This window comes from Pseudomonas sp. B22129, from assembly GCF_044218875.1.
Taxonomy (GTDB): domain Bacteria; phylum Pseudomonadota; class Gammaproteobacteria; order Pseudomonadales; family Pseudomonadaceae; genus Aquipseudomonas.
In genome coordinates this window covers 650536-674387 of record NZ_CP162592.1, presented here as the reverse complement: position 1 = coordinate 674387, position 23852 = coordinate 650536, and the positions used below count along the sequence as shown (strand labels likewise).

Here is a 23852-nt window from a genome sequence, read left to right as displayed (position 1 = left end):
ACGCCGCTCGCTATGCGCAACGGTTGGTGGCACCGTTCGAAAGCAAGGCATACCTGGGCGCATTGCTGGTGCCTGCGCGCATTTCCGGCTATGTGGCCATTGATCCCGTGGAAGACCGGCCAGGCTTCTTCGACAGCACGCTTGAGGCCTTCTTCTGGAAGGGGCGCGCCGGGTTCGATGTGCCGGCCAATCACGATCTGCATGACTACAAAATCGGAGCGGTGCACGCCTTCTATAAATCGATCGCGTCCACACCCAGCCTGAAACCACTGGATATCCGATTGTTGCCCAACTTCGTCTCCAGCCAGGATCTGAACGACTACCTGTCAGTGGTCATCAGTAACATTCCTGACGCCCAGAGCATCTACCTCTCGTGCCGTGGCGGTGCCTTGCTCAAATACGTGCCGGCGCTGACAGCGACGGAAACAGCGATGCTGGGCGCCAGACCTGCCCTTACGCCGAGTGCGCTGGTGCTTCAGTTAAAAAATCTGGGCGTGTTGTCGGTACTGGTCACCGACGCGTTCTGGAAAACCCGAGGGCCCTTGAACAACGAGTGGGATGGCAGTGGCGTAAACGCCGGGTCCAATACCTACGAGCCCTGGTATGGCCGTGAAAAAGATGAGCTCTGACCTCAGCGCTTGCGCATCAGCCCAATAAAAAACAACCCGCCAATCGCCGCGGTCGCCACGCCAATCGGCAAGTCTTCGGGGGCGATCAGCGTGCGCGCGGCCACGTCCACCCACACCAGAAACAGGCTGCCGAGCAGCGCGCACACGGGCAGTAACCGTCGATGCTCGGCGCCCACCAGGCGCCGGGCAATGTGCGGCACCATCAGCCCGACAAAGCCGATGGAGCCGCTGATGGACACCAGCACGCCGGTCATCAGAGAGGCCACCAAAAACACCTTCAAACGCACCGTGCGCGCGTTCAGGCCCAGGGTCACGGCGGTCTGTTCACCGGCCATCAATGCGTTCAACGGGCGGGCCATGCCCACCAGCACCAACAGGCCCAGCAGCACCGTGGCGGCGGGAATCGCCAGCAGCTCCCAGCGCGCCAGGCCGAGGCCGCCGAGCATCCAGAACATCACGGCGGAAGCGGCGCGATGGTCGCCCATGAACAACAACAGGTTGGCCGCCGCCATCATCACAAACGACACCGCGACGCCGCACAGCAACAGGCGATCACTCTCCAGCCGCCCGTTACGACTGGCCACCGCCAGCACCACCAGCATGCTCGCCAGCGCGCCGATAAACGCGGCGATGGGCAACGTCAGCAACCCGACAATTTCACCCACATGCAGCACCACAATCACCGCACCCAGGGTGGCGCCTGAAGTGACGCCGAGCAGGTGCGGATCCGCCAGCGGGTTGCGTGTGACGGCCTGCAACACCGCACCGATCAAGGCCAACCCGGCGCCGACCAGCGCGCCGAGCAGCATGCGCGGCACACGGATCAACCACACGATATGTTCCTGCCCGGCCGGCCAGTTCACCTCGCCCATGCCGAACGCCTTGTACAGCACAATTCGCCACACCACCTCGACCGGCACCCGTGCCGGGCCGAAGCCCAATGAGATCACGCAAGAGACCAGCAACAGCGCGCCAAGGGCGGCCAGCAGCAAGGCGTAGCGACGGGTGATCATTCGCCGTGGAACCCCTTGGCCAGGGTTTCCACCGCCAGCACGTTATCGATGCCCGGCGTGGCCTGCACATACGGAATCACGATAAAGCGCTGGTTCCTGATCGCGTCCACCGCTTGCAGCGCCGGGTTATTCAACAAAAATTGCTCTTTCTGTTCGGCGGTGATTTCGCTGTAGTCGACAATCACGATCACCTGCGGGTTGCGCTCCACCACGGTTTCCCAGTTGACGCGGGTCCAACTGGCGTCGATGTCATCGAGAATATTGCGCCCGCCTGCGGCATCGATCAGTGCCTGGGGCATGCCAAGGCGGCCGGAGGTCATGGCGCGGTCTTCGCCGCTGTCGTAAAGAAACACGCGAGGTTTGTCGGCGGGCAGGTCTTTCTGCACTTCGGCGATTTGCGCCTGCATCTGCGCGATCAGCGCGTTGGCGCGGTCCTGCACGTCGAAAATCTTGCCGAGGTTGCGCAGGTCGTTATAGGTGTCCTCCAGCGTCGCAGCCGGCCGCTTCATCACGAAAGCGCAGGATTCGGTCAACTCATACACGTTGATGCCCAGCGGTTGCAGGGTGGATGGCGTGAGGTCGCCACCCACGCGCATGCCGTAATCCCAGCCGGCGAAGAAGAAGTCCACGTTGGCGTTGAGCAGGGTTTCCACCGACGGGTATTTGCTCGCCAGCTCCGGCAGGCCGTCGAGTATCTCGGTCATTTCCGGCGTCACGGACTTCCAGCCAGTCACCCCGCTGTAGCCGGCCATGTGCGATTTGAGGCCCAGGGCAAGCATCATCTGGGTCATGTTGATGTCGTGGCTGACCGCGTGTTTCGGCGCTTCCTGAAAGGTCACGTCGCGGTTGCAGCTTTTGACGGTGACCGGGTAATGGGTCGCTTCGGCGAACGCTTGAGAGGTACCGAACAGCAAGGCAAAGGCGAGGAGGGCGCGAGGGATCATGGTTGGGTTATCCAGGTGATTCGGGGGTAGCCGGACAGGGGGTGGGTGTCGATCAGGGCGTCGACGCCAAACACATCGCGCAGCAACTCGACGGTCAGCACTTCATGGGGCGTGCCGCTGGCGATGATGCGGCCGTGGTTGATCACGTACAGGCGGTCGCAGAAGGCGGCGGCCAGGTTCAGGTCGTGGATACTCGCCAGGGTGCCGATGTTCAGGCGTTTAACCAGCCTTAGCAGTTCAAGCTGATAACGCGGGTCGAGGTGGTTGGTCGGCTCGTCGAGTATCAGCAGTTCGGGTTGCTGGGCCAGGGCGCGGGCGAGGATCACGCGTTGTTTTTCACCGCCTGAGAGGGTGGCGAAGGCGTGGTCCTCGAAACCCTGCATGCCGACGGATTCCAGCGCTTGCTGGATCAGCTGTTGATCATGTGGGGTGTCGCTGTCGAACAAACCCTTATGCGGTGTGCGGCCCATGGCGACCACTTCATCCACGCGCAGGCCGAACGCATCGGGGAATTCCTGCAGTACCACCGCGACGCGTTGCGCGCACCATTTCGCGCTCTGTTTCCACACGTTCTGGTGGGCGAGAGACACATCGCCCTGATCGGGTTTGGTGAACCGGTAGGCACAGCGCAACAGGCTGGTCTTGCCGCTGCCATTGGGCCCGATCAGCCCCACAAACTCCCCCGCGCCGACCTGCAGGCTGGCGTCACACAGGTGGAACTGGTGAAGGCAGTGGCCGTGAACCTGGGGCGTCCAGGTGAGGCGGGTGAGGGTGAGTGAGGTCATCGTGTCTCTCAAATTAAACGCTGTTCAACATGTGGGAGCTGGCTTGCCTGCGATAGCGGTGGGTCAGGCAATACACCTTTGCCGGATAGACCGCTATCGCAGGCAAGCCAGCTCCCACAGGGGTTCTGTGTAATGTTCGGTTAGAAGGTGTAGTCCGCCGTGACGAAGAACGAGCGTGGCTCGCCGAGGATCCACTGCTGGCCTTCGTTGTACTGGCTCACCGCGTAGGTGCGATCAAACAGGTTATTCAATTGCAGGCCCAGCGTGGTGTTGCGCATGGCTTTCCACGACACCGTGGCGTCGACCACGGTGTAGCTCGGTACTTCGCTGGTGTTGGCGGTGTCGGCATAACGTGAGTCCACATAACGTACACCGGCGCCAGCGCGAATATCGTCGGTCACGGCCTTGCTCAGCCACAGGTTGGCGGTGCGGCGCGGTACGTCGGTGGGGCGGTTGCCGTTGCGGGAAACGGCCTGGCCGTTGACCACTTCGGAGAAGTCGTCGTACTGCGCCCGCACGATGGCGGCATTGGCTTGCAGTTGCCAGGCGTCAGGCAGTTGCAGGTCGAGACTGGCCTCCAGGCCGTTGGAGGATTGCTGGCCGACTTGTTCCTTGAGGTCGGTGCCGGGAATGCTCACCAACAGTTTCTTTTTGACGATGTGGTAAGCCGCCAGGGTCCATTCGCCCCGCGAATCCCAGAAGGATTGCTTGAAGCCGATCTCGGTTTGCTTGGCGGTGGACAGGCCAAATTGTTGCTCGCTCGGGCTCAGGGTAATCAGGCTGCCGATGCCGTCGGTGCTGGTCGCGTACTGGCCGTAGACTGAGGTATCCGGGGTGATTGCGTACACCAAACCGGCTTTCCAGTTGTTGCCGGTGAGGGTCTTGTCGGACTCGCTGCCATCCTTGAGTGACTCACGGTCGATGTGCAGGTAATCACGGCGCGCGCCGGTGACCAGCGAGAGTTTGTCGGTCAGTTGCAGGCGGTTTTCCGCAAAGGCGGCCAGCTGTTTGGTGGTGCTGACCGACTGTGGAATGAACGGGCTGGCACTTTCAAAGGGCTGCGGCACGGGGTGCTGAATGTCGACCGGCTGGCCAGCGTCGGTCAAGTCATTAAAGGGCGAGTTGCTGGCCAGGCGAAAACGAATGCGGTTGTATTCGACGCCCGTGATGGTCTGGCTGTCGAGGCCGAAAAGCGTGTGCTTGAACGTGAACGTCTGGCGATCACCCACCTGTTCCTGGTCATGCTTGATGCCCAGGTAGCTCTGGCGCACCAGGCCGCCGTCGACGTAGTTGTAGCTCTCGGCATTCTGCCAGCGGCGCTGGTTTTTCAGGTACGAAAGCTCGTTGGTGGCGGTGACGTTATCGTTGATCTGCCACTCGCCTGTCAGGCGGGTCCACTGGTCGTTGTAGAGTTGCTTGTCGTCTCTGACGTTGTAGTTCTTGTCACGCAGGCCTTTGTGCAACTGGCCGTTGATCAGTGGCGTGCCGTAGTAGTTCTGCGGGCTCTGGTTGCCGTAGTCGTGGGCCAGGGTGAAGCTCAGGTTGTCGGCCGGTTGCCAGCGCAATGCGCCGCTCACGAAGTCGCTGGCGGAGTCGCCACGCTCGATGAAACCGTTGCTGCGCAGGCGGTTTACATTCAGCCGGTAACTCAGGGTGTCAGTCAGTGAGCCGCCGCTGTCGAGGGCTTCCTGTTGGCGGTCGTAGGAGCCATAGCCGAGGCGAATATGGTTTTCGATCTCGCCTTCAAACGGCTTTTTGGGAACCGTATTGATCACCGCTCCCGTGGCGCCCTGGCCGTAAATCACCGAAGCCGGGCCGCGCAGCACGTCCACGCGCTCGACCGACCAGGTGTCCACCGGGAAAGTGGAGGTGCCCGCGCCATCGAACATGCGTTGGCCGTCGTACAGTTGCAGCACTGAACTCTGCCCGGTAAACCCGCGCGCCTGCAACGAGGTGCCGCCGTCACCCGGGGTGCCGGTGCGGCTGATGCCGGTGGCGCGGGAGATGGCGTCCTGCACGCTGGCATCGCCACGCTCGCGGATTTTTTCGCCGGTCTGGCTTTCGACACTGCCGGGGGTTTGCCGCGCCGTGAGGTTCAGCCGCGAACCGGCGGTGGTCGGGGTGTCCAGGTCGACGCGTTCTGCATCGACGGCAGGCGCGGTGACGGGGCTGGCGGGCAGGGTCAGGGCCTGGGCACTGTTGTGCAGGGCGAGCAGGCACAGGCCAGACGCAAGGTACTTGTTCATCGGTCGATCAGTCTTCTTGAAGGGTTGCTCGCCGCAGGGCGCGGCGAGCAACGATAACGCAGAAAGTGTTATAAGTTAACACTTATTGGCTGCGGGACAAAAGTCGCGCAAGGCTACAGAAGGCCTCTGCCATGGGCATCTCGCCTGGCTCATGCCGAACCTGAGGCAGATTCATGTTGATTGAAAAAACGTGACAACACGAGGCGATCCAACGCCCACACCACGATCAATGAGGCGCCCACCAGCGGGAAAACAAGGGCCAGCGCCAGCATGATCACCATCGCGGTTTTCCACTTCGGCAGGTCATGGCGCAGCGGCGGAACCCCCAGCCCGCCCGCCGGGCGACGCTTCCACCAGATCACCACGCCGCTGACGGCGCTAAGCAGAATCATCAGGCAAATCAGCAGCACGATCAGTTGGTTGACCCAGCCGAACATCTTGCCTTCATGCAGCATCACGCCGGTCTCGGTGGCCCGCGCGACGGTGTTGTAGTGTTCCCAGCGCACATCGGCGAGGACCTTGCCGGTGTATTGGTCCACATGCAGGGTGGCGTCATTGCGCGGGTCGTTGGCGAACACCGAGACAGTGAATACACCGGTAGCGGTGGTCGGGAAAGTGATGCTGTAGCCGGGCTCGACTTTGCGCGCGCCTGCCAGGTCCACCACCTGTTGCAAGCTCACCGTCGGCGCGGCCGGGCCGGCATGCATGGCGCCGTGGTTCATGTGTTCGGCATGCTCGCCGGACATCGGCATCGGCGTGTTTTCCAGGGCCCACGGCACGGTCTGTTGGCTGGCGGTGTTGAGGCTGCGCGCCTGCTGGTCGGACTGCGGCACGTTATTCCACATCGCCGCCGGGAAGGTGTTCCACAGGTCGGCGTATTGCTTGCCCCAGAAGCCGGTCCAGGTCATGCCGCTGAGCAGCATCACCAGCAAAAAGGCCGCGCCCCAGAAGCCGGCGACCGCATGCATATCGCGCCAGAACACACGGCCCCGGGTGCTGAAACGCGGCCATAGAACGCCCGCCGAAGACTTGCCGCGCGGCCACCACAGGTACACGCCAGACACCACCAGCATCACGCCCCAACCGGCGGCGAGTTCCACCAGACGGTCGCCGACGGTGCCGATCATCAGCTCACCGTGCAGCGCGCGGGCGATGGCTTGCAGGTTGTACTTCGAGTCCTGCTCGCCGAGTACGGTGCCGCGATACGGGTCGATGAAGACGGTGACTTCACGACCGCCGTTGCGCATTACGAATTGCGCGCTGCTGGTGTTGTTGGCGGGCGGCAGGTATTTGCTGATCGCTGCTTGTGGGTAGGCCGCTTTGGCGCGTTGCAGTTGCTCGTCGGCGCTCAGCGCGTGCTCGGCGGCGGGCACGGTGAGCAGGTTGCCGTACATCAGCGGATCAAGCTGAGGTTTGAACAGGTAGATGATGCCGGTCAGGGCCAGCAGCACCATAAAAGGGGCGACGAAGAGCCCGGCGTAGAAGTGCCAGCGCCAGGCGAGGTTGTAGAAGGAAACTTTTTGGGTGGTCATCAGGGGGCTCCGCAAAGGCTTTAAAAGTTTTTTTGTCAGTTATGCCGCCATCGCAGGCAAGCCAGCTCCCACCTTTGAATGTATTCACAAATCAAATGTGGGAGCGGGCTTGCCCGCGATGCTCTTAGAAGCTCATATCGACTTTGGTCCAGAGCGTACGCCCCGGCTCCTTGATGGCCTGCGGGTCATTGGCCGGGTAGCCGAACCCGGCGTTGCCGGCCAGGTTCAAGTGCTCGGCATAGGCCTTGCCGAACAGGTTGTCGACGCCAGTGCTGACCTTGAAATGTTTATTGATGCGGTACGCCGCGTTCAGCGAGAACACGCCAAAGCCGCCGCTTTTGTCGAAGTCCTTGCCGACCACGTTGCCCTTGTTCTGATCGATGCGATTCTGCGCCGCGACCACGCGCCACAAGGCGCCGGCACTCCAGTCGTCTTCGCTGTAGGTCAGGCCGAAGCGCGCATCCAGCGGCGGCATTTGCGGCAGCGCCTTGCCGTCGCTGGTGTTCTTGCCCCAGGCGTAGGCGAGGGTGGCGTCGGCTTTCCAATGGCGGGTCAGCTTGTACGCCGCACCCAATTCGCCGCCCATGATGCGCGCGTCGACATTGCGCGCCTGGGAGGTGGTGCCCATCATGCCGGGCGTGTAGTCGAACAGGATGAAGTCCTGCACGCGGCCGATGTAACCCGAGGCCCAGGCTTCGAGGTCGGCGGTTTTGTACTGCGCGCCGAAGTCGAACTGGGTGGTTTTCTCCGGCTTCACGCCGTCGAAGGCGTTCACCGAGCCCACGGCGCCGGTGTTCGGCGAGAACAACTCCCAGTAATCCGGGAAGCGCTCCGAGTGGCCCAGGCCGGCGTAGACGGTGGTCGGGCTGTCGGCCAGGTCGTGTTCAAAGCGTACGAAGCCCGATGGCAGTGTGTCGGCGCGGGTGTCGTTGGCGGTCGGGTTAGGGCGGCTCATCATTCCCGAGCTGGTGGTCTGGCGAAAATCCTTGGCTGAGGCGCGGTCCAGGCGCGCGCCGGTGATCAGGCGGTCGCGGTCGGCGGCGTACCAGGTCAGCTCGCCGAACACGCCATAGTTGTGGAAGTTGGCGTCCTTTTCCCGGGGCAAGTCCTTGTAAGTGTCGATGCCCATGCTGCTGCGCTGGCGATGTTCATTGGTTTGCGCATCCAGGCCGCCGATCAGTTGCACATCGGCCCAGCGCCAGGTCGCCTTGATCCGCGCGCCGAGGGTACGGCGGTCGACGTTGGCCGCCATGGGCCCGGCCATCATGCCGGTGCCGGAGGGCGTGCGCAGCGTGTAGTTGTCCATCACGTGGTCGGCGTAGTTGTAGTAAACCTGGGCTTCAACTTCATCCAGCACCTCGCCGATGTTGGATATTTCGAAACGCAGCCCCAGGCTTTCACGCAGAAATTGCGAGCCGTCCATGCCACGCCCGGCATAGCGCGCTTCACCATCGCCACGGCCGGCGGTGAGCTCCAGCAGGGTGTCGGCGTCGGGTGTGAACCCCACGGCCACGTCGCCGTTCCATTTGTCGTAGCGCGAGGCCACGGTGTCGTTGTTGCCGTCCTTGTAGTCATCGGCGTGGGCCTGGTTGCCGATCACCCGCACATAGCCCAAAGGCCCGCCCGCAGCGGCATCGATCACTTTGTCAAAACGCCCGTTGGAACCGGCCAGAACGCTGGCATTCAGGCGTGTGCCCAATTCACCGAATTGCTCGGGCTCACGTTCGAACAGGATGGTGCCGGCGGAGGCGCCCGGGCCCCAGAGCACGGTTTGTGGGCCTTTGATCACGGTAAGCTTGTCGTAGGTTTCCGGGGAAATGTATGAGGTCGGCGCATCCATGCGGCCAGGGCAGGCACCGAGCATCATGCTGCCGTTGGTGAGGATATTCAGGCGCGAGCCGAACATGCCGCGCAGCACCGGGTCACCGTTGGTGCCGCCGTTGCGCACCAGCGCGAAGCCGGGAATGGTCTTGAGGTAGTCGCCGCCATCGCTGGCGGGCACCGGCTGGCGCGGGTCTTTCGGGTTGGTCACCACGGTCAGCGGCGAGCTGGGGGCGACCGCGGTGATGACCGTGGGGCTCAGTTCGTGCTCGTCGGCGTGGGCAAGTGGAGCCAAAAGGGCGCCGCACAGAACGGCGACCACGGGAGTGCTTCCCAAACGGGTGTCAGCAGAAAACCTGGACATGACAAATTCCATCAATCAATCGTAAACAACACGGCCAGCAGCCTGCGGCTGTCTGTCTAAAGTCGGCCGGGGTGAAGTAACGCTGTGGAGGGTTTACGCGTTGACGGGCGGTGCGCGGCTGCGGGCGCCGGGGAAGATGCTTTGCCGGGCGTGGCCCAGGCGTGGGGCGGGGGTAAGGGCGTTGGCCGATGGCGGGGTGGAGAGGGTGAAGCTTGAAAGGCCGCCGGGCAGGGCCGGGCAGCTATACAGCAGGTCGCAATAGCCGCACTTGGACCAGAGGGCGTGGTGTTCGTCAGGGGCTTTGGGGTGATGGGAGTCGGTGTGGTCCATCGGCATGTCCATGGACATGCTCATCGACATACCGGCGTGATGGTCCATCGGCATCGCTTGGGAAATCAGCGGACCGATAAAGATCATCAGCATGGCGAACAGGCTGATCCAACGGCCGCGTCTCACGCGGGCGTGTGGAGAAAACCTGGCGCGAGGGGCGCCCATCGAAGTTGGCCTACTGGGCGTGCTTATGCTCGTGGGTGGCCATTGGCGGCACCTTCTGCACCGAGACTTCTACTTGCACCTTGCCGGCCTTTTCGAAGGTCAGGGTCAGCGGAAATTGCTTGCCATCGGCCAGCAGGCTGCGGTCTTTGAGGCCCAGCAGCATCACGTGATAGGCCATCGGCGCGAACGTCAGATCGCCCTTGGCCGGCACCGCCACACTGGGCACCTGCTGCATTTTCATCAGGTCGCCTTGCAGGACGTGCTCGTGCAACTCGGCCTTGTCCGCCACCGGCGTCTCGACGCTGAGCAGGCGGTCCGGGGTTTCCCCCGTGTTATGAATCACAAAGTACGCCGCCACCGTCGGTGCGTTGGGCGGCAATTCCTGGGACCAGGGGTCGCTGACCAACAGGTCGCCGGCCTTGTAGTCATCGGCATTGGCAGCACTGAACACCGGCAACAGCAACGCGGCCAGAAGCAGGGAAGATTTGAGCATGGCAGTTCTCCAGAACGGTTCTAAACGCAGTTCACTTGCGAAGAAATCAGACCGTTGGAGAGGCGCGCGGGTTGAGGCTCGGCCATTGCTGGCGCGGGGTGGGGGTTTGCAGGGCGGGCCGGGACAGGCCCAGTACGGCGTCAAAACGGGTGACATACAACTGCGGCACATGCCCCGGCAGCGCCACCACCGGCGCCGAGCCCGAGCAGCACCAACAATGCTGCATGGTGGAGTGATCGTCCTGCTGCGGTGCCGGAACCTCCAGCGTGCCCAGCGCGATGGTCTTCAGGCTGGCGCCGTTGGACGAGCAGAAACTGCCCCACAACAGCTGTTTGACCGGGTCGTCCGACTGCTGCATCGCCCCGGCCATCGGCATGGCAAAGGCGTTGAACAGCACTGCAAAGCAGGCGATCCACACAATTGCAAAGCGTTGACGGGCCATGGCGGACAATCCGTAGGGTTAAACGATCAGGGGGGTATTTAGCCTGATCGGGGTGGATAAGTAAAAAGGGGCGGTGTGGTTTGGTGTCGCAGTGACAGGTTTCAGGATAGACGGGAAACGCGGATTGCCAATTTTGCACTCCACACTGTGGGTTGGCTTGAGGCTGTCGGTTGCTGGTGGAATGTGTGCAAGCAGCAACCAGAAGTTTCCGATATGGATTTAAGGTTGTCCCTAGGACACTCGATCTCTAGTCTCCGGACACCGCTGCACATTCAGCGGTCGGGCGTCGCGGCCCGCAAGCACTAAGGCGCCTCTACTTTTTCTATCGGAGCGTCACCATGACTAAATCAGCCTTCACTCCCAACTCGCCCTTTCGGGTTTTCACCGTAGCCGACGGCATCACCACCGAAGACCTGCTGGTCAACCTCAACGAGACCCTCGCCTCGGCGAATGCGCTGAGCTGTGATCTTGCATTTGATCTGGACGGCTCGAAGCGAGAGGCGTTGCTGGGTGTCGTGCAGTTGATTGAGCTGGCACAGTTGCTGGCTGCTCGTGTGCCGGAAGGCATTGGGCAGGCCTAGCTACACAAATCAAATGTGGGAGCGGGCTTGCTCGCGAAAGCGGAGTGTCAGTCAATACATCAGGTGACTGATACGCCGCCTTCGCGGGCAAGCCCGCTCCCACAGGGGATCTGTGATGTTTAGGGGGTGGTGATTGCCTGTAGCACCGCAGCCACGGCGGTGAACTCTCGGTCGACAGCCGCCAGCACGGGCCGTTTCAACACCAGCACTGGCACGCCGCGCTCACGTGCCACTTCCAGCTTCGGTTCGGTCGCCGTGCTGCCGCTGTTCTTGCTGATCAGCACATCGATGCCACGCCGTTCGAACAGCGCGCGTTCATCTTCGATCAAAAACGGCCCACGCGCGCCGATCACTTCACACCGCTCATTGCCCGGGTACACGTCCAGCGCGCGCAGTGTCCAGAAGTGCTCCGGCGGGATTTCATTCAGATGCTGCAACGGCTCGCGCCCCAGTGTGAACAGCGGGCGTTTGAAAGGTTTGAGCGCTTCGATCAACGAGGCCCAGTCCTCGACTTCCCGCCAATCATCTCCCGCCTGTGGCTGCCACGCCGGGCGCCGTAGCGCCCAGCACGGCACGCTACATACACGCGCAGCCTCAGCGGCATTGCGGCTGATCTGCGCCGCATACGGATGGGTGGCATCAAGAATCAGACCAATCCCTTCGTCCCGAACAAACTGCGCCAGCCCCTGCGCCCCGCCATAACCGCCGACCCGAACCTGACAATTCAGATCCGTCGGCACCCGGCCAACGCCCGCCAGGCTGTAGATGTGTTCCGGGCCGAGCGTGCGAGCAATCGCCAACGCCTCAGTCACACCGCCCAGCAACAGAATGCGCTTCATAGCGGTTTGACCACGTCCAGCAAGGTGATCGGCAATGCCTGGCGCCAGGTGTCGAATTCGCCCAACGGCTGGGCCTGGGCGACATGGATGCGCGTCAGTTCGCCGCCGTGCTCGGCGCGCCAGTTCATCAAGGCCATCTCGCTTTGCAGGGTCACGGCATTGGCGACCAAGCGGCCACCGGGCCGCAGCTGTTGCCAGCACGTATCGAGCACGCCTTCGCGCGTTACGCCGCCGCCGATGAAGATCGCGTCCGGTGCTTCCAACCCATCCAGCGCCTGAGGCGCCTTGCCGCGAATCAGTTGCAGGCCGGGCACACCCAGGGCATCGCGGTTATGTTCGATCAACCCCTGTCGGCCCTCATCCGCCTCAATCGCCAACGCGCGGCAGCTCGGATGGGCGCGCATCCATTCAATGCCGATGGAACCGCTGCCCGCGCCCACGTCCCACAGCAGTTCGCCCGGCATCGGTGCGAGGCGGGCGAGGGTCATGGCGCGTACGTCGCGTTTGGTCAGTTGGCCGTCGTGCTTGAAGGCTGAATCCGGCAGGCCTGCCAGGCGCGACAGGCGTGGTGTTTCGCTGGAGGCCACGCAATCGATGGCGACTAGATTCAAATCGGCGACGCGAGCCTGTTGCCAATCACTCGCCAAACCATCGATGCGCCGCTCATCGGCGCCGCCCAAGTGCTCAAACACACTCAGCCGGCTTGGCCCGAAACCGGATTCAGTCAGTAACGAGGCAATCAGCGCCGGGCTGCGGCCGTCATTACTCAACACCAGTAACCGCACGCCGCTGGCCAGATGCGCATTCAACGCGGCCAATGGCCGCGCCACCACGGATAACGTCACCACTTCCTGCAACGGCCAACCCAACCGCGCCGCCGCCAGGGAAACCGACGAAGGCGCCGGCAATATCAGCAACTCATCCGTCGCCACCTGCCGCGCCAGGCTGGCGCCTACGCCATAAAACATCGGGTCGCCGCTGGCCAGCACGCACACCGGCTCACCACGGCTTGCCAGCACCGGCTCCAGCGAAAACGGGCTCGGCCACAGCTGGCGTTCGCCGCGAATACACACCGGCAGCAGGTCCAACTGGCGCTGGCCGCCTATAATCCGGTTGGCGCGCAACAGGGCATGCCGGGCGTTTCTGCCCAGCCCCTTGAAGCCGTCTTCACCGATGCCTACAACCGTCAGCCAGGGCGACATATGAATTCCTTGAGCGACATCCGACGGGCAGGCTTTTCATGCCGCCGGACAAAGCAGGCATAATACCGCGCCTTTACCCGTCAACCGGTAGCCCCGTGAACCAGACGCCCGCTGCGAATACCTTACGCCCCTCGGCCTGCCCGGGGTTGCTGCGTATCGTCCAGGCGCTGGATGGCGGCATTTGCCGGATCAAATTGGCCGGTGGTTCTATCACCGCAAAGCAGGCTCACGCGGTGGCCGACGCGGCCCGGGCCTATGCGGGCGGGGTGATCGAGGCGACCAACCGTGCCAACCTGCAGATTCGCGGCATCGGCGTCCAAAGCGATGCCCTGATCGCCATGCTGCTCGCTGCGGACCTTGGCCCAAACAACGCCGCCGGTGACGACGTACGCAACCTGATGCTCAGCCCCAGCGCCGGCATCGACCCGCAGATGCTGTTCGACACCCGCCCGCTGGCCGATCAAATCCTTGCCACCCTGCAAAACCACCCGCGTTTCCATGAGCTGTCGGCCAAGTTCGCCGTGCAACTCGATGGCGGCGAAGCCCTGGCTATGCTTGAACATCACCATGACCTGTGGCTGTCGGCGTTTGAGCGAAAGGGCGAAACGTTGTTGGCGTTCGGCCTGGCCGGTTGCCCGGGGCTGGATGCGCCGTTGGCGGCCGTGTCGCTGGAGCAGGGCCATGCGCTGGTGGTGGCTGTGCTGGAAGCGTTTCTGGACCTCGCCACCCCCGACCAAACCCGCATGCGCCATTTGGCTGTGGATAAGTTACTGAGCCGTCTGCGCCTGCCATTGCGGCCTACCGACGGCTTCAAGCGCCCGGCCAGTGGGGCCCTGTTGCACTTCGGCACTTATCCACAGCACGAACAAAACCAGTTCTACGTTGCCGCCGTCGCACCCTTGGGCCGTCTGGATTCGAGGATGCTCAACGGCGTTGCGCAGCTGGCCAGCGAGTTCGGCGACGGCACCTTGCGTTTCACGCCCTGGCAGGGCGTGCTGCTGCCCAACGTAAAAAATCCTCATGCCGTGACTGACGGTTTGGAACGCCTGGGCTTCCTCTGCTCAGTCGACCAGCCCCTGGCGCGCATGGTCGCCTGCACCGGCTCCAGCGGCTGCGGCAAAGGCCTGGCCGACACCAAGGCCGATGCCGTGCAACTGGCCGCGCTGCAACCGCAGCACGAGGTGCACCTGTCTGGCTGCCCACGCTCCTGCGCCGCCGCGCACACCGCGCCAGTGACGCTGCTGGCCGTCAGCCCCGGCCACTACGACCTCTATTTTCGCGATGCAGCCCACCCGGGTTTCGGCCGGCTGCACGCGCGCACCCTTTCCATTGAAGCGGCGGGCGCCCTGTTGCGCGCTCACCCACGGAGCAACACCGATGATTGATTACATCCGCGACGGTCAGGAGATCTATCGCAACTCCTTCGCCATTATTCGCGCGGAAGCCAAGTTGGACCGCATCCCGGCCGACCTGGAAAAACTCGCGGTGCGCGTGATCCATGCCTGCGGCATGGTCGAGGCCATCGACGGCCTGCAGTTTTCCGAAGGTGCGGGCAAGGCCGGGCGCGATGCGCTGGCGGCTGGCGCGCCGATTCTGTGTGATGCGCGGATGGTCTCCGAAGGTGTAACCCGCGCACGCCTGCCGGCCAACAACGAAGTGATCTGCACCCTGCGCGACGACAGCGTGCCAGAGCTGGCGCGCGAATTGGGCAACACCCGCTCCGCCGCCGCACTGGAACTGTGGCGCCCGCACCTGGAAGGCAGTGTGGTGGTGATCGGCAATGCGCCGACCGCGTTGTTCTACCTGCTCGAAATGCTCGACGCGGGCGCGCCCAAACCGGCGTTGATCCTCGGTTTCCCGGTGGGCTTCGTCGGCGCCGCCGAATCCAAGGCGATGCTCGCGGCGGACAGCCGTGGTGTGCCCTTCGTGATCATGCAGGGCCGTCTCGGCGGTAGCGCGATGGCTGCTGCCGCAGTCAACGCCCTGGCCACGGAGGTCGAATAATGCCGGCACGCGGACGTTTGATCGGCCTGGGCGTCGGCCCCGGTGACCCGGAACTGATCACCCTCAAGGCGTTGCGCCTGCTGCGCGAGTCGCCGGTGGTGGCCTACTTTGTGGCCAAGGGCAAGAAGGGCAACGCCTTCGGCATCATCGAAGATCACTTGGTGCCACAACAAACCCTGATGCCGCTGGTGTACCCGGTGACCACCGAAGTGCTGCCGGCGCCGATGTCCTACGAGCAAGTCATCAGCGATTTCTACGATGCCGCCAGCCTGGACGTGGCAGCGCACCTGGACGCCGGCCGCGACGTGGCGGTGATCTGCGAGGGCGACCCGTTCTTCTACGGCTCCTACATGTACTTGCATGACCGCCTGGCCGAGCGGTACGAAGCCCAGGTCATCCCCGGCGTGTGCTCGATGCTCGGCGGCGCTTCGGTGCTGGGTGCGCCGTTGGTGTATCGCAACCAGAGCCTGTCGGTGCTATCCGGTGTGTTGCCCCATGACGACCTCAAGCGTCGTTTGGCCGATGCCGATGCCGCAGTGATCATGAAGCTGGGTCGCAACTTTCCGAAAGTGCGCCAGGTGCTGGAAGAACTCGGCCTGGCCGGGCGCGCGCTGTATGTGGAGCGCGCGACCATGGCCAACCAGAAGATCGTGCCGTTGGATCAGGTGGACCCGGCCTCGTCGCCGTACTTCTCGCTGATCATCGTGCCGGGCGAACGGTGGCAAGGGTGATGAATCCGGCGATTGTTATCTTGGGCCAGGGCAGCCTGGCGACTGCGCGCAAGATCCAGCAGGTCTACCCGGGCGCCCGGATTCACGGTCTGGCTGGACGGGTTGAAGGTGCCGACCAAGCCTATGCCGAGTTCGGCGCGACCCTGCGCCAACTGTATGGGCAAGGCACGCCGCTGATTGTTTTGTGCGCGGCGGGCATCGTGATCCGCACGCTGGCGCCGTTGCTGCTGGAGAAGGGCGAAGAGCCCGCCGTGCTGGCGGTGGCCGAAGACGGCAGCGCTGTGGTGCCGTTGCTCGGCGGGCTTGGCGGTGTGAATGTCATGGCGCGCGAGATTGCGACGGCACTGAATGTGGCGGCTGCGATCACCACCAGTGGCGAGTTACGCTTCGGCACTTGCCTGCTCAACCCGCCCAAGGGTTATGAGTTGGCGGACCTGGAGCTGGGCAAGCGGTTTGTCTCGGACCTGCTGGCGGGCGAAAGCGTGCGTATAGAAGGCGCTGCGCCGTGGCTGGACCACGCCAACCTGCCTCAAGACCAACAGGCACGTTTGGCGATTCATGTTGGCAGCGACGCCCGTGAACCGGCTGCCAATGAGCTGCTGATTTATCCGAAGAATGTGTGTGTCACCTGCAAGCCGGGTGAGCACCTGGCCGAGCGTGTGCGAACAGCCTTGCAGGAGGCGGGTATTGCCGTGCAATCGTTGGCCTGCTTGTTGGCCAGCGATACGCAAATGGCTGAAGCCTCGTTGCATGCCGCCGCGTCGGCCTTGGCGGTGCCGTTGCGTTTCGCCTCGGTAGAGCAAGACGCAGACATCCTGATCACTGTCGGCGAGCGACCATTGGACCTGGCGCACGTCGGCCGTGGTCGTGGCCGCCTCGCCGTGATCGGCCTGGGCCCCGGTGCCGCCGAGTTGATGGTGCCGGCGGTGAAGGCTGAACTGGCGCGCTGCACCGATGTGCTTGGCTACGAGACCTACGTGCGCATGGCCGGGCCGTTCCGTGACGACCAGATCCAGCACTGCACCGACAACCGCGAAGAAATGCAGCGCGCCCGCCACGCGTTTGAGCTGGCCGCACAGGGCCGCTCGGTGGTGGTGGTGTCGTCCGGCGACCCTGGCGTGTTTGCCATGGCGTCGGCGGTGATCGAGGCGTTGCATGAGTCCAGCGACCCGGCCTGGCATCAGGTCGACCTGGAAATCCTGCCAGGTGTTTCCGCCTCGCTCGCCACTGCGGCCCAAGCCGGGGCGCCGCTGGGGCATGACTTCTGCGTGATGTCGCTGTCGGACAACCTCAAACCCTGGTCGATCATCGAAAAGCGCCTGGACCTGGCCTCTCAGGCTGATCTGGCCCTGGCGTTTTACAACCCGATTTCGCGTTCGCGGCCGTGGCAATTGGGGCGCGCGCTGGAAATTGTGGCGCTGCACCGCACCGCTGAAACGCCCGTGGTACTGGGCCGCGACATCGGCCGCCCCGGCCAGACCCTGCGAGTCACCACGCTGGGGCAACTGACACCCGAGCAAGTCGATATGCGCACCATGGTGCTGATCGGCTCGTCCACCACTTGCGTGTTCCCGCGCGCCGGTGGCGGTGAGTGGGTGTATACGCCGCGCTGGTATGGCGAAAAACCTGCCTCCTGAAAACAGCCTGCCACACCAGAGAAAGCTCCGAATAACGTCGGGTGTTTGCCCACCGTTTTTCGGGGCTTTTTCTTTTTTTGCGGCTGAAATCCGGAAGGGTGCTGCGCGAGCCCCCGCCATTGCTGGGCAGCGCTTTTCCGAGGGGGCAGGCAAGCGATGTTTGTGGTCTGGAAAGCGCGTCGGTGCCTGAACTAGTGTGAACACACGCCCCACGTTGGGGTGCTTGTGGAGAAGTGAAAATGGAGCGATATCGCCGAAGGATCAACAGCGTAAAGCGGCGCAAGTTGATTGCCGCCTACAAGCTGCCGGGGGCGCCCGGGTTGCCCGCCGCCGTGGCGCCGGACGACGAAGATGACAGTAACGCGGCCGTGGTAAACAACGGCGTGATCTCGTTTGTGGAGGGCATGTCGGCGCTGAACCGGGAGTACATCCGCAAAAGCTACCTGCTGGCCAGCAGTTATGTGAGTGATGTGTTGAAGGTCAACCGGGGCACCGAGCGTTGGTACGACGAATTTATCCAGGTAATGATCAGCCTGGGCTGGCTGCCGGTGCGCAGCCGCTTTGAGCGGGTCTCAAGCTCCGGCAAGGGGCTGACCGTGCAACTGGCGGCGCTGGATATCATTGCGGCGATGCTGGCGACGACCTCGCTGGCGGGGCCAATCCTTGCGGGGCTGCCGAAACTCGCCGCCGATGCATTGGAAGCGCTGAAGCGGCAACCGGCCTCTTTCGAGTTGTTCAAGCGCAATTGCACGGTGCATCAGGGCGGTGATTTCGGCCTGGCGTCCTGCGCTGAAACCGATGGCGAAGTCATGATGGTGCTCGTGACCTACAGCAGTCACGGGGTGAACAAGCAGGTAGGCCTGCCTTTTCTGGAGTGGGACAGCGCCTCGCTTGAGGCCTTCAGCGGGCAAACCTGCCTGGTGCTGAATACCGCGCTGGTCAACGAAAAAACCATCCAGCTGATGCGCGAGAGCGCAGGTGACAAGGTGCAGTTGGCCATTGCCAAATACCGGATCTAGGGCACCAGGTAGCCGCGAACCCCGGTAAAGATAATTTGCGCGGCCAGGGCGCACACGAACAACCCCATCAACCGGCTGACAATCTGCAAGCCCTGGTCGCCGAGAATGCGTTCGATACGGTTGGACAAGTACAGCACCACGCCCACCGTGAGGCTGGCCAGGGCGATGCTGAGGATCGCCATGATCTTGTCGTCCCAATGCGGCTGGCTGACGCCCATCACCAGCAGTGCGCCGATGGTGCCAGGCCCGACCGTGAGGGGAATGGTCAGCGGCACGATGGTCACGTCCTGCTGCACATTGTCGGTCTGCACCGCTGATTTGCCCTGGGCCATGCCCAGGGCGGAGATGAACAGCACGCTGCCGGCGCCGATGCGGAAGGCATCCACGGTGATGCCGAACACACTGAAAATCACCCGGCCGAACAGGTAGAGCAAAACGCTCGACACCAGCGTTGCCAGCGCGACCTTCCAGGCCAGGCGTCGGCGTTCCTTGCTGGAGTAGCCGCGAGTCAGGCTGATAAAGCAGGACAGCACAAAGAACGGGCTGTAGAGCACCAGCATTTTCAGGTAGACGCTGAATAACACGTGGAGCATGGAGGCGGCTCGCGGCGAGAAGAGTGGTGAGAGTCTATCAGGCGACAAAGATCAAATGTGGGAGCTGGCTTGCCTGCGATGGCATCAACCGGGTCCTCCTGAGAGACCGAGGTGTCTGCATCGCAGGCAAGCCAGCTCCCACAGGGGAGTGTATTTCAGGTCAGGAAGGCGCGTGTTCCGGGCGCTGTTGGCGCTGGGCCACCCAGAACTCCACCAGCTCGCGCAACTGCGACAACTCCACCGGTTTGGCCATGTGCCCGTCCATCCCGGCCTGGCGTGCGCGCTCTTTGTGCTCGGAAAGAATGTGCGCCGTCAGCGCCACCACCGGCGTACGAATACGCTGGTGGCTGACCTCCCACGCCCGCAGTTGTTGGGTGGCGGAGAAACCATCGAGGATCGGCATTTCGCAGTCCATCAATACCAGGTCGTAACGCTGGGCTTTCATCGCCTCCAGCGCTTCTTCGCCGTTGCTGGCGGTGTCCGGGTTGAGGTTGAGCTTGCCGAGCATGCCGCGAATCACTTTGGTGGAGATGCTGTTGTCTTCGGCCACCAGGATGCGGAAATCACTGGGCACGGTCACGGCTGCTGGCGGGCTGATGGCCGGGCGAGGTTGTACAACACCTTTGCTGCGCTGGGTCAGTTCGTCGGCCAGGGTGGTCTTCAGCGTGTAGCCGGCCACGGGTTTGGCGAGGATGCGTTTGATCCCGCAGTTGCGCGCGATGATCTTGCTCGGCGCATTGCTGATGCCGGTGAGCATGATCAGCAGGATGTCGTGATTCAGGCTCGGGTCTTCCTTGATCTTCGCCGCCAGTTGCATGCCGGTCATGCCGGGCATGTTCTGGTCCAGCAGCACCACGTCGAAGTAATCGCGCAGGTGCGCCTTGGTGCGCAGCAACGCCAGGGCCTCTTTGCCCGACGGCACGGCGCTGACGTTCAGGCCCCAGGCCGAGCATTGCTGCACCAGCACTTTGCGGCAGGTGTCGTTGTCGTCCACCACCAATACCCGGGCGCCTTTGAGGGGGCCGTCGAGGTCGGAGGTCGGATGTTCCAGGCGTTCCGGGTCCAACGGCAGGGTCAGCCACAAGGTGCTGCCCTGATGGCTGCCGCTCTTGATGCCGAACTCGCCGTTCATCAACAGGATTAGTTGGCGGGCAATCACCAGGCCGAGGTGGCCACTCAAGCGCGTGGCCGACAGGAAGTTCTTGCTGTGCAGTTCGCTGTGCAGCAGCGCGTCACGTTCGGCGGCTTCCATCGGCAGGCCGCTGTCTTGCACGGCGATGCGCAAGCGTGGCTTGGTGCTGCGCTCGTCGAGGGCGACGACGATCAGCACTTCACCCTCATCGGTTTTTTGCAGGGCATTTTCCAGCAGGCTCAACAGCGCCTGACGCAGGCGCGTAGGGTCGCCGCTGATCACGCGGGGCACCTGGGGCTGGATAAAGCTGATCAGCTCGACATTCTGCTGTTCGGCCTTGGCCCTGAAGATGCTCAGGCAGTCCTCGATCAGCGCATTGAGGTCGAACTGCACGTCGTCCAGTTCGATCAGCCCGGACTCCAGCTTGGAGATATCCAGAATCTCGTTGATCAGTGTCAGCAGCTCATTGCCGGCGCTGTGGATGGTCTGCACGTAGTCGCGCTGTTTGACCGACAGCGGCGTGCCCAACAGCAGTTCGGTCATGCCCAGCACGCCGTTCATGGGCGTGCGGATTTCGTGGCTGATTTTTGCCAGGAACTCGGCCTTGGCGGCAATTTCGGCGTTGCTGGCGGCCAGGTCGCGGCTGAGGCTGAAACGGGCTTCGACAATGGCGCGCTGGCGTTCGCCCAGGGCCAGGCTCATCAGCAAGCCGCTGAGGCAGATAAAACTCAACAGGGTGACGATCAGGCCTTGCGGCGCCACCAGCGTCAGGCCAAGCAGCGCCGGCAGGATGATCAGCGTGCCGATGTTGAACACCACCATCGCCGCCACAAACAGGCGTGCCGGGCGGTAGCCTTTTTGCCAGTGATAGGCCGAGACAAACAGCATGCTCAACCCGGCAAGGGCCACCAAGGCATAGGTGATGATGTTCAGTGGCAAGGTGTTGACGAACAGCAGCAACAAGCCGCACAGCACGATAAACAGGATGTCGGCCATCAGCAGCTTGTTCAGCGGGTGCGGGCCCAGCGGCATGAAAAAGCGGTAGGCAAACATCAAGCCGCACGGGGCGGTCAGCAGCAGGGCGAGGTAGGCGCCAGGGGTTTGCACCGCGTGCCAGTTCGGCAACCATGGGCCCACCAGGTTGAGCAGCAGCGCCAGGCTGAGCATCAGCAGCACTTCGCAGGCGGCCAGCCACAGGCTGCTGCGTGAGCGGTGGTAAGCAAAGCGCGTGAGGTTGTGCAGGATCAGCATCAACAGCACGCCGAACAGCAGCCCGTAGATCAGCGTCTGGTTCTGGTCGGCGGCGGCCAGTACGGCCGGTTCCAGGGTGATATAGGGGCGCAGTTCATGTTCCGAGACCAGCCGCAGGTAGACCTCAAGGGGCTTCTGGCTTTGCGGCATCGGCAGCATGAAGTCACTGCTGGGCAGCGGTCGTTCCGCCTGGGGCTGGCGGGTGCCGGTGCTTTGTTGCTCGATCAGGGTGTCGCCATCCAGCACGTAGAGGCTCAGGTGAGACAGGTCCGGGGCAAATACCCGCAGCACTTGCTCGTGCTTGCCGGGTTGCAGTTTGAAGCGTACCCACAACGCACCGTCCGGCTCCGCAGCGGTAATGCGGTCGAGTTCGATGGGGCTGAATTGGTTGGTGTAGCGGGCGGAACGGATGTCGCTCAGCTGCAGGTCGGCTTGTTCATCAAGCAATACCGCCCAACCACTGCCTTGCGCGGCGGCCTGGGCCGGGAACAAGCAGAGCAGGGTCAGCAAGCTGACTGTGAAACCTATGGCGATCCTGAGCCAGCGCACGGCGAAATCCCTTCGTAGGTTGATGCACGGGTTAACTATGCGCGGGGCGACATGTGTACGGCAAGGGCCAGAGGCCCTCACCTAACCGAACGGATAGCTACTCAAGTGTAGCTGTTCAGCTGTTCTCGCCGCGTTCACGGGCAATGGCGCGGTAGCCGATGTCCGTGCGGTAGAAGCAGCCTTTCCAGTCGATTTTTGCGGCCAGTTTGTACGCTTGTTGTTGCGCGGCGTCGACACTGGCACCCATTGCGGTGGCGCACAACACGCGGCCACCTGCGGTTACAACTTTGCCGTCCTTGAGCGCGGTGCCCGCATGGAACACCTTGCCTTCCAGCGTAGCAGCCGCGTCCAGACCTTCAATCACATCGCCCTTGGCGTAATCGGCAGGGTAGCCGCCGGCCGCCAGCACAATGCCGACGCTTGGGCGTGGATCCCATTGTGCTTCAACCTTGTCCAGCGCCTGGGCCAGGGCGGCTTCCACCAGCAGCACCAGGCTCGATTGCAGACGCAGCATCACCGGTTGGGTTTCCGGGTCACCGAAACGGCAGTTGAACTCGATGACTTTCGGGTTACCGGCCTTGTCGATCATCAGGCCTGCGTACAGGAAACCGGTGTAGACATTGCCTTCGTCAGCCATGCCGCGCACGGTCGGCCAGATCACCAGGTCCATGACGCGCTTGTGCACCTCGGCGGTAACCACCGGGGCCGGGGAGTAAGCGCCCATGCCGCCCGTGTTCGGGCCGCTGTCGCCGTCGCCGACGCGTTTGTGGTCCTGGCTGGTGGCCATCGGCAGTACGTTCTTGCCGTCGACCATCACGATGAAGCTGGCTTCTTCGCCGTCGAGGAACTCCTCGATGACCACACGCGAACCGGCGTCACCAAAGGCGTTGCCGGCGAGCATGTCGCGCACGGCGTCTTCGGCTTCCTGCAGGGTCATCGCAACGATCACGCCTTTGCCGGCGGCCAGGCCATCGGCCTTGATCACGATCGGCGCGCCTTTTTCACGCAGGTAAGCCAGGGCCGGCTCGATCTCGGTGAAGTTCTGGTAGTCGGCGGTCGGGATCTTGTGGCGAGCCAGGAAGTCCTTGGTGAACGCCTTGGAACCTTCCAGCTGGGCAGCGCCAGCGGTTGGGCCAAAGCAGTCCAGGCCTCGGCTGCGGAACAGGTCCACGACGCCGGCAACCAGTGGCACTTCCGGACCGACGATGGTCAGGGACACATTCTTTTCAGCAAAATCTGCCAATTGCTCCAGGGCCAGCACGTCGATGGCGACGTTTTCGCACTTGGCTTCAATGGCGGTGCCGGCGTTGCCGGGTGCGACGAAAACCTTTTGGACGCGAGGGTCCTGGGCAACTTTCCAGGCCAGGGCGTGTTCACGGCCACCGCTGCCGATGATCAAAACATTCATTTCAAAAACCTCAAATTCTGTAGGCGCCGCTGGAGCGCTTTTAAATGTGGGAGCGGGCTTGCTCGCGAAAGCGGTGTGTCAGGCGCAAAAATATGTAGCTGATACACCGCATTCGCGAGCAAGCCCGCTCCCACATTTCGAT

21 protein-coding genes are annotated in these 23852 nt (G+C 62.9%); 7 read left to right on the top strand and 14 right to left on the bottom strand.

Annotated elements, in window-relative coordinates; all coding sequences use genetic code 11:
* Nucleotides 1-26: 26 nt before the first annotated feature.
* Nucleotides 27-629: a hypothetical protein gene (locus AB4P94_RS03125; RefSeq protein WP_395609360.1), complete on the top strand. Its 603-nt coding sequence runs from the start codon at nt 27-29 to the stop codon at nt 627-629.
* Between the two features lie 2 nt (nt 630-631).
* On the opposite strand, the gene AB4P94_RS03120 is transcribed toward AB4P94_RS03125, so the two are convergent.
* From AB4P94_RS03120 to AB4P94_RS03080, 9 genes are all read right to left on the bottom strand, one after another.
* A complete protein-coding gene (locus tag AB4P94_RS03120; protein WP_395609359.1) occupies nt 632-1642 on the bottom strand; it encodes a FecCD family ABC transporter permease in 1011 nt (336 codons plus the stop codon).
* Nucleotides 1639-2586 carry an ABC transporter substrate-binding protein gene (locus tag AB4P94_RS03115; protein ID WP_395609358.1) on the bottom strand — a complete coding sequence of 316 codons (948 nt, stop codon included), beginning with the start codon at nt 2584-2586 and terminating at the stop codon, nt 1639-1641. The genes AB4P94_RS03120 and AB4P94_RS03115 overlap by 4 nt, the downstream gene beginning before the upstream one ends.
* Complete coding sequence (locus AB4P94_RS03110) at nt 2583-3371, bottom strand: ABC transporter ATP-binding protein (RefSeq protein WP_395609357.1); 789 nt, start codon at nt 3369-3371, stop codon at nt 2583-2585. The genes AB4P94_RS03115 and AB4P94_RS03110 overlap by 4 nt, the downstream gene beginning before the upstream one ends.
* A 140-nt stretch (nt 3372-3511) precedes the next feature.
* The gene (locus tag AB4P94_RS03105) at nt 3512-5617 is read right to left on the bottom strand and encodes a TonB-dependent receptor (protein WP_395609356.1); all 2106 of its coding nucleotides are present in this window, start codon (nt 5615-5617) and stop codon (nt 3512-3514) included.
* A 149-nt stretch (nt 5618-5766) separates the two neighbouring features.
* Nucleotides 5767-7149 (bottom strand): PepSY-associated TM helix domain-containing protein, encoded by a 1383-nt coding sequence (locus AB4P94_RS03100; protein ID WP_395609355.1) that lies wholly within the window; start codon nt 7147-7149, stop codon nt 5767-5769.
* Between the two features lie 124 nt (nt 7150-7273).
* Nucleotides 7274-9334: a TonB-dependent copper receptor gene (locus tag AB4P94_RS03095; protein WP_395609354.1), complete on the bottom strand. Its 2061-nt coding sequence runs from the start codon at nt 9332-9334 to the stop codon at nt 7274-7276.
* Between the two features lie 93 nt (nt 9335-9427).
* Nucleotides 9428-9829 carry a DUF2946 domain-containing protein gene (locus tag AB4P94_RS03090; protein WP_395609353.1) on the bottom strand — a complete coding sequence of 134 codons (402 nt, stop codon included), beginning with the start codon at nt 9827-9829 and terminating at the stop codon, nt 9428-9430.
* Between the two features lie 10 nt (nt 9830-9839).
* Nucleotides 9840-10322: a copper chaperone PCu(A)C gene (locus tag AB4P94_RS03085; protein WP_395609352.1), complete on the bottom strand. Its 483-nt coding sequence runs from the start codon at nt 10320-10322 to the stop codon at nt 9840-9842.
* 46 nt (nt 10323-10368) lie between these two features.
* The gene (locus AB4P94_RS03080; protein ID WP_395609351.1) at nt 10369-10764 is read right to left on the bottom strand and encodes a DUF2946 domain-containing protein; all 396 of its coding nucleotides are present in this window, start codon (nt 10762-10764) and stop codon (nt 10369-10371) included.
* Between the two features lie 338 nt (nt 10765-11102).
* On the opposite strand from AB4P94_RS03080, the gene AB4P94_RS03075 reads away from it, so the two are divergent.
* On the top strand, nt 11103-11345 hold the full coding sequence (locus AB4P94_RS03075) for a DUF6124 family protein (RefSeq protein WP_395609350.1): 243 nt from the start codon (nt 11103-11105) through the stop codon (nt 11343-11345).
* 119 nt (nt 11346-11464) lie between these two features.
* Here AB4P94_RS03075 and AB4P94_RS03070 read toward each other — a convergent pair whose 3' ends face one another.
* Together AB4P94_RS03070 and cbiE are read right to left on the bottom strand one after the other, a co-directional pair.
* Nucleotides 11465-12184: a cobalt-precorrin-6A reductase gene (locus AB4P94_RS03070; protein WP_395609349.1), complete on the bottom strand. Its 720-nt coding sequence runs from the start codon at nt 12182-12184 to the stop codon at nt 11465-11467.
* Complete coding sequence (cbiE, locus tag AB4P94_RS03065; RefSeq protein ID WP_395609348.1) at nt 12181-13386, bottom strand: precorrin-6y C5,15-methyltransferase (decarboxylating) subunit CbiE; 1206 nt, start codon at nt 13384-13386, stop codon at nt 12181-12183. Before cbiE ends, AB4P94_RS03070 begins: the two co-directional genes overlap by 4 nt.
* Before the next feature lie 38 nt (nt 13387-13424).
* Between cbiE and cobG the strand changes: the two genes are divergently transcribed.
* The 5 genes from cobG (at nt 13425) to AB4P94_RS03040 (ending at nt 18777) form a co-directional block, all read left to right on the top strand.
* Nucleotides 13425-14771: a precorrin-3B synthase gene (gene cobG, locus AB4P94_RS03060; RefSeq protein WP_395609347.1), complete on the top strand. Its 1347-nt coding sequence runs from the start codon at nt 13425-13427 to the stop codon at nt 14769-14771.
* Nucleotides 14764-15390, top strand: coding sequence for a precorrin-8X methylmutase (locus tag AB4P94_RS03055; RefSeq protein ID WP_176997058.1), 627 nt, complete (start codon nt 14764-14766; stop codon nt 15388-15390). The genes cobG and AB4P94_RS03055 overlap by 8 nt, the downstream gene beginning before the upstream one ends.
* Nucleotides 15390-16121, top strand: a complete 732-nt coding sequence (locus AB4P94_RS03050) for a precorrin-2 C(20)-methyltransferase (RefSeq protein ID WP_395609346.1) — start codon at nt 15390-15392, stop codon at nt 16119-16121. Before AB4P94_RS03055 ends, AB4P94_RS03050 begins: the two co-directional genes overlap by 1 nt.
* On the top strand, nt 16121-17758 hold the full coding sequence (cobJ, locus tag AB4P94_RS03045; protein WP_395609345.1) for a precorrin-3B C(17)-methyltransferase: 1638 nt from the start codon (nt 16121-16123) through the stop codon (nt 17756-17758). Before AB4P94_RS03050 ends, cobJ begins: the two co-directional genes overlap by 1 nt.
* A 239-nt stretch (nt 17759-17997) precedes the next feature.
* Nucleotides 17998-18777, top strand: coding sequence for a hypothetical protein (locus AB4P94_RS03040; RefSeq protein ID WP_395609344.1), 780 nt, complete (start codon nt 17998-18000; stop codon nt 18775-18777).
* Here AB4P94_RS03040 and AB4P94_RS03035 read toward each other — a convergent pair.
* The 3 genes from AB4P94_RS03035 to purD form a co-directional block, all read right to left on the bottom strand.
* Nucleotides 18774-19370, bottom strand: a complete 597-nt coding sequence (locus AB4P94_RS03035; RefSeq protein ID WP_017253590.1) for a MarC family protein — start codon at nt 19368-19370, stop codon at nt 18774-18776. The two genes, AB4P94_RS03040 and AB4P94_RS03035, sit on opposite strands and share 4 nt — an antisense overlap.
* Before the next feature lie 160 nt (nt 19371-19530).
* On the bottom strand, nt 19531-22302 hold the full coding sequence (locus AB4P94_RS03030) for a response regulator (protein ID WP_395609343.1): 2772 nt from the start codon (nt 22300-22302) through the stop codon (nt 19531-19533).
* Between the two features lie 115 nt (nt 22303-22417).
* Complete coding sequence (gene purD, locus AB4P94_RS03025) at nt 22418-23710, bottom strand: phosphoribosylamine--glycine ligase (RefSeq protein ID WP_395609342.1); 1293 nt, start codon at nt 23708-23710, stop codon at nt 22418-22420.
* Between the last annotated feature and the right edge of the window lie 142 nt (nt 23711-23852).

What these genes read in the sequence shown, in the direction of transcription:
- AB4P94_RS03055 (WP_176997058.1), top strand. Translation starts at nt 14,764, where the DNA reads ATGATTGATTACATCCGCGACGGTCAGGAGATCTATCGCAACTCCTTC.
- purD (WP_395609342.1), bottom strand. Translation starts at nt 23,710, where the DNA reads ATGAATGTTTTGATCATCGGCAGCGGTGGCCGTGAACACGCCCTGGCC.
- AB4P94_RS03095 (WP_395609354.1), bottom strand. Translation starts at nt 9,334, where the DNA reads ATGTCCAGGTTTTCTGCTGACACCCGTTTGGGAAGCACTCCCGTGGTC.
- AB4P94_RS03120 (WP_395609359.1), bottom strand. Translation starts at nt 1,642, where the DNA reads ATGATCACCCGTCGCTACGCCTTGCTGCTGGCCGCCCTTGGCGCGCTG.
- AB4P94_RS03035 (WP_017253590.1), bottom strand. Translation starts at nt 19,370, where the DNA reads ATGCTCCACGTGTTATTCAGCGTCTACCTGAAAATGCTGGTGCTCTAC.
- AB4P94_RS03115 (WP_395609358.1), bottom strand. Translation starts at nt 2,586, where the DNA reads ATGATCCCTCGCGCCCTCCTCGCCTTTGCCTTGCTGTTCGGTACCTCT.
- AB4P94_RS03070 (WP_395609349.1), bottom strand. Translation starts at nt 12,184, where the DNA reads ATGAAGCGCATTCTGTTGCTGGGCGGTGTGACTGAGGCGTTGGCGATT.
- cbiE (WP_395609348.1), bottom strand. Translation starts at nt 13,386, where the DNA reads ATGTCGCCCTGGCTGACGGTTGTAGGCATCGGTGAAGACGGCTTCAAG.
- AB4P94_RS03080 (WP_395609351.1), bottom strand. Translation starts at nt 10,764, where the DNA reads ATGGCCCGTCAACGCTTTGCAATTGTGTGGATCGCCTGCTTTGCAGTG.
- AB4P94_RS03075 (WP_395609350.1), top strand. Translation starts at nt 11,103, where the DNA reads ATGACTAAATCAGCCTTCACTCCCAACTCGCCCTTTCGGGTTTTCACC.
- AB4P94_RS03090 (WP_395609353.1), bottom strand. Translation starts at nt 9,829, where the DNA reads ATGGGCGCCCCTCGCGCCAGGTTTTCTCCACACGCCCGCGTGAGACGC.
- AB4P94_RS03110 (WP_395609357.1), bottom strand. Translation starts at nt 3,371, where the DNA reads ATGACCTCACTCACCCTCACCCGCCTCACCTGGACGCCCCAGGTTCAC.
- AB4P94_RS03100 (WP_395609355.1), bottom strand. Translation starts at nt 7,149, where the DNA reads ATGACCACCCAAAAAGTTTCCTTCTACAACCTCGCCTGGCGCTGGCAC.
- AB4P94_RS03050 (WP_395609346.1), top strand. Translation starts at nt 15,390, where the DNA reads ATGCCGGCACGCGGACGTTTGATCGGCCTGGGCGTCGGCCCCGGTGAC.
- AB4P94_RS03105 (WP_395609356.1), bottom strand. Translation starts at nt 5,617, where the DNA reads ATGAACAAGTACCTTGCGTCTGGCCTGTGCCTGCTCGCCCTGCACAAC.
- AB4P94_RS03085 (WP_395609352.1), bottom strand. Translation starts at nt 10,322, where the DNA reads ATGCTCAAATCTTCCCTGCTTCTGGCCGCGTTGCTGTTGCCGGTGTTC.
- cobG (WP_395609347.1), top strand. Translation starts at nt 13,425, where the DNA reads ATGCCGCCGGACAAAGCAGGCATAATACCGCGCCTTTACCCGTCAACC.
- AB4P94_RS03040 (WP_395609344.1), top strand. Translation starts at nt 17,998, where the DNA reads ATGGAGCGATATCGCCGAAGGATCAACAGCGTAAAGCGGCGCAAGTTG.
- cobJ (WP_395609345.1), top strand. Translation starts at nt 16,121, where the DNA reads ATGAATCCGGCGATTGTTATCTTGGGCCAGGGCAGCCTGGCGACTGCG.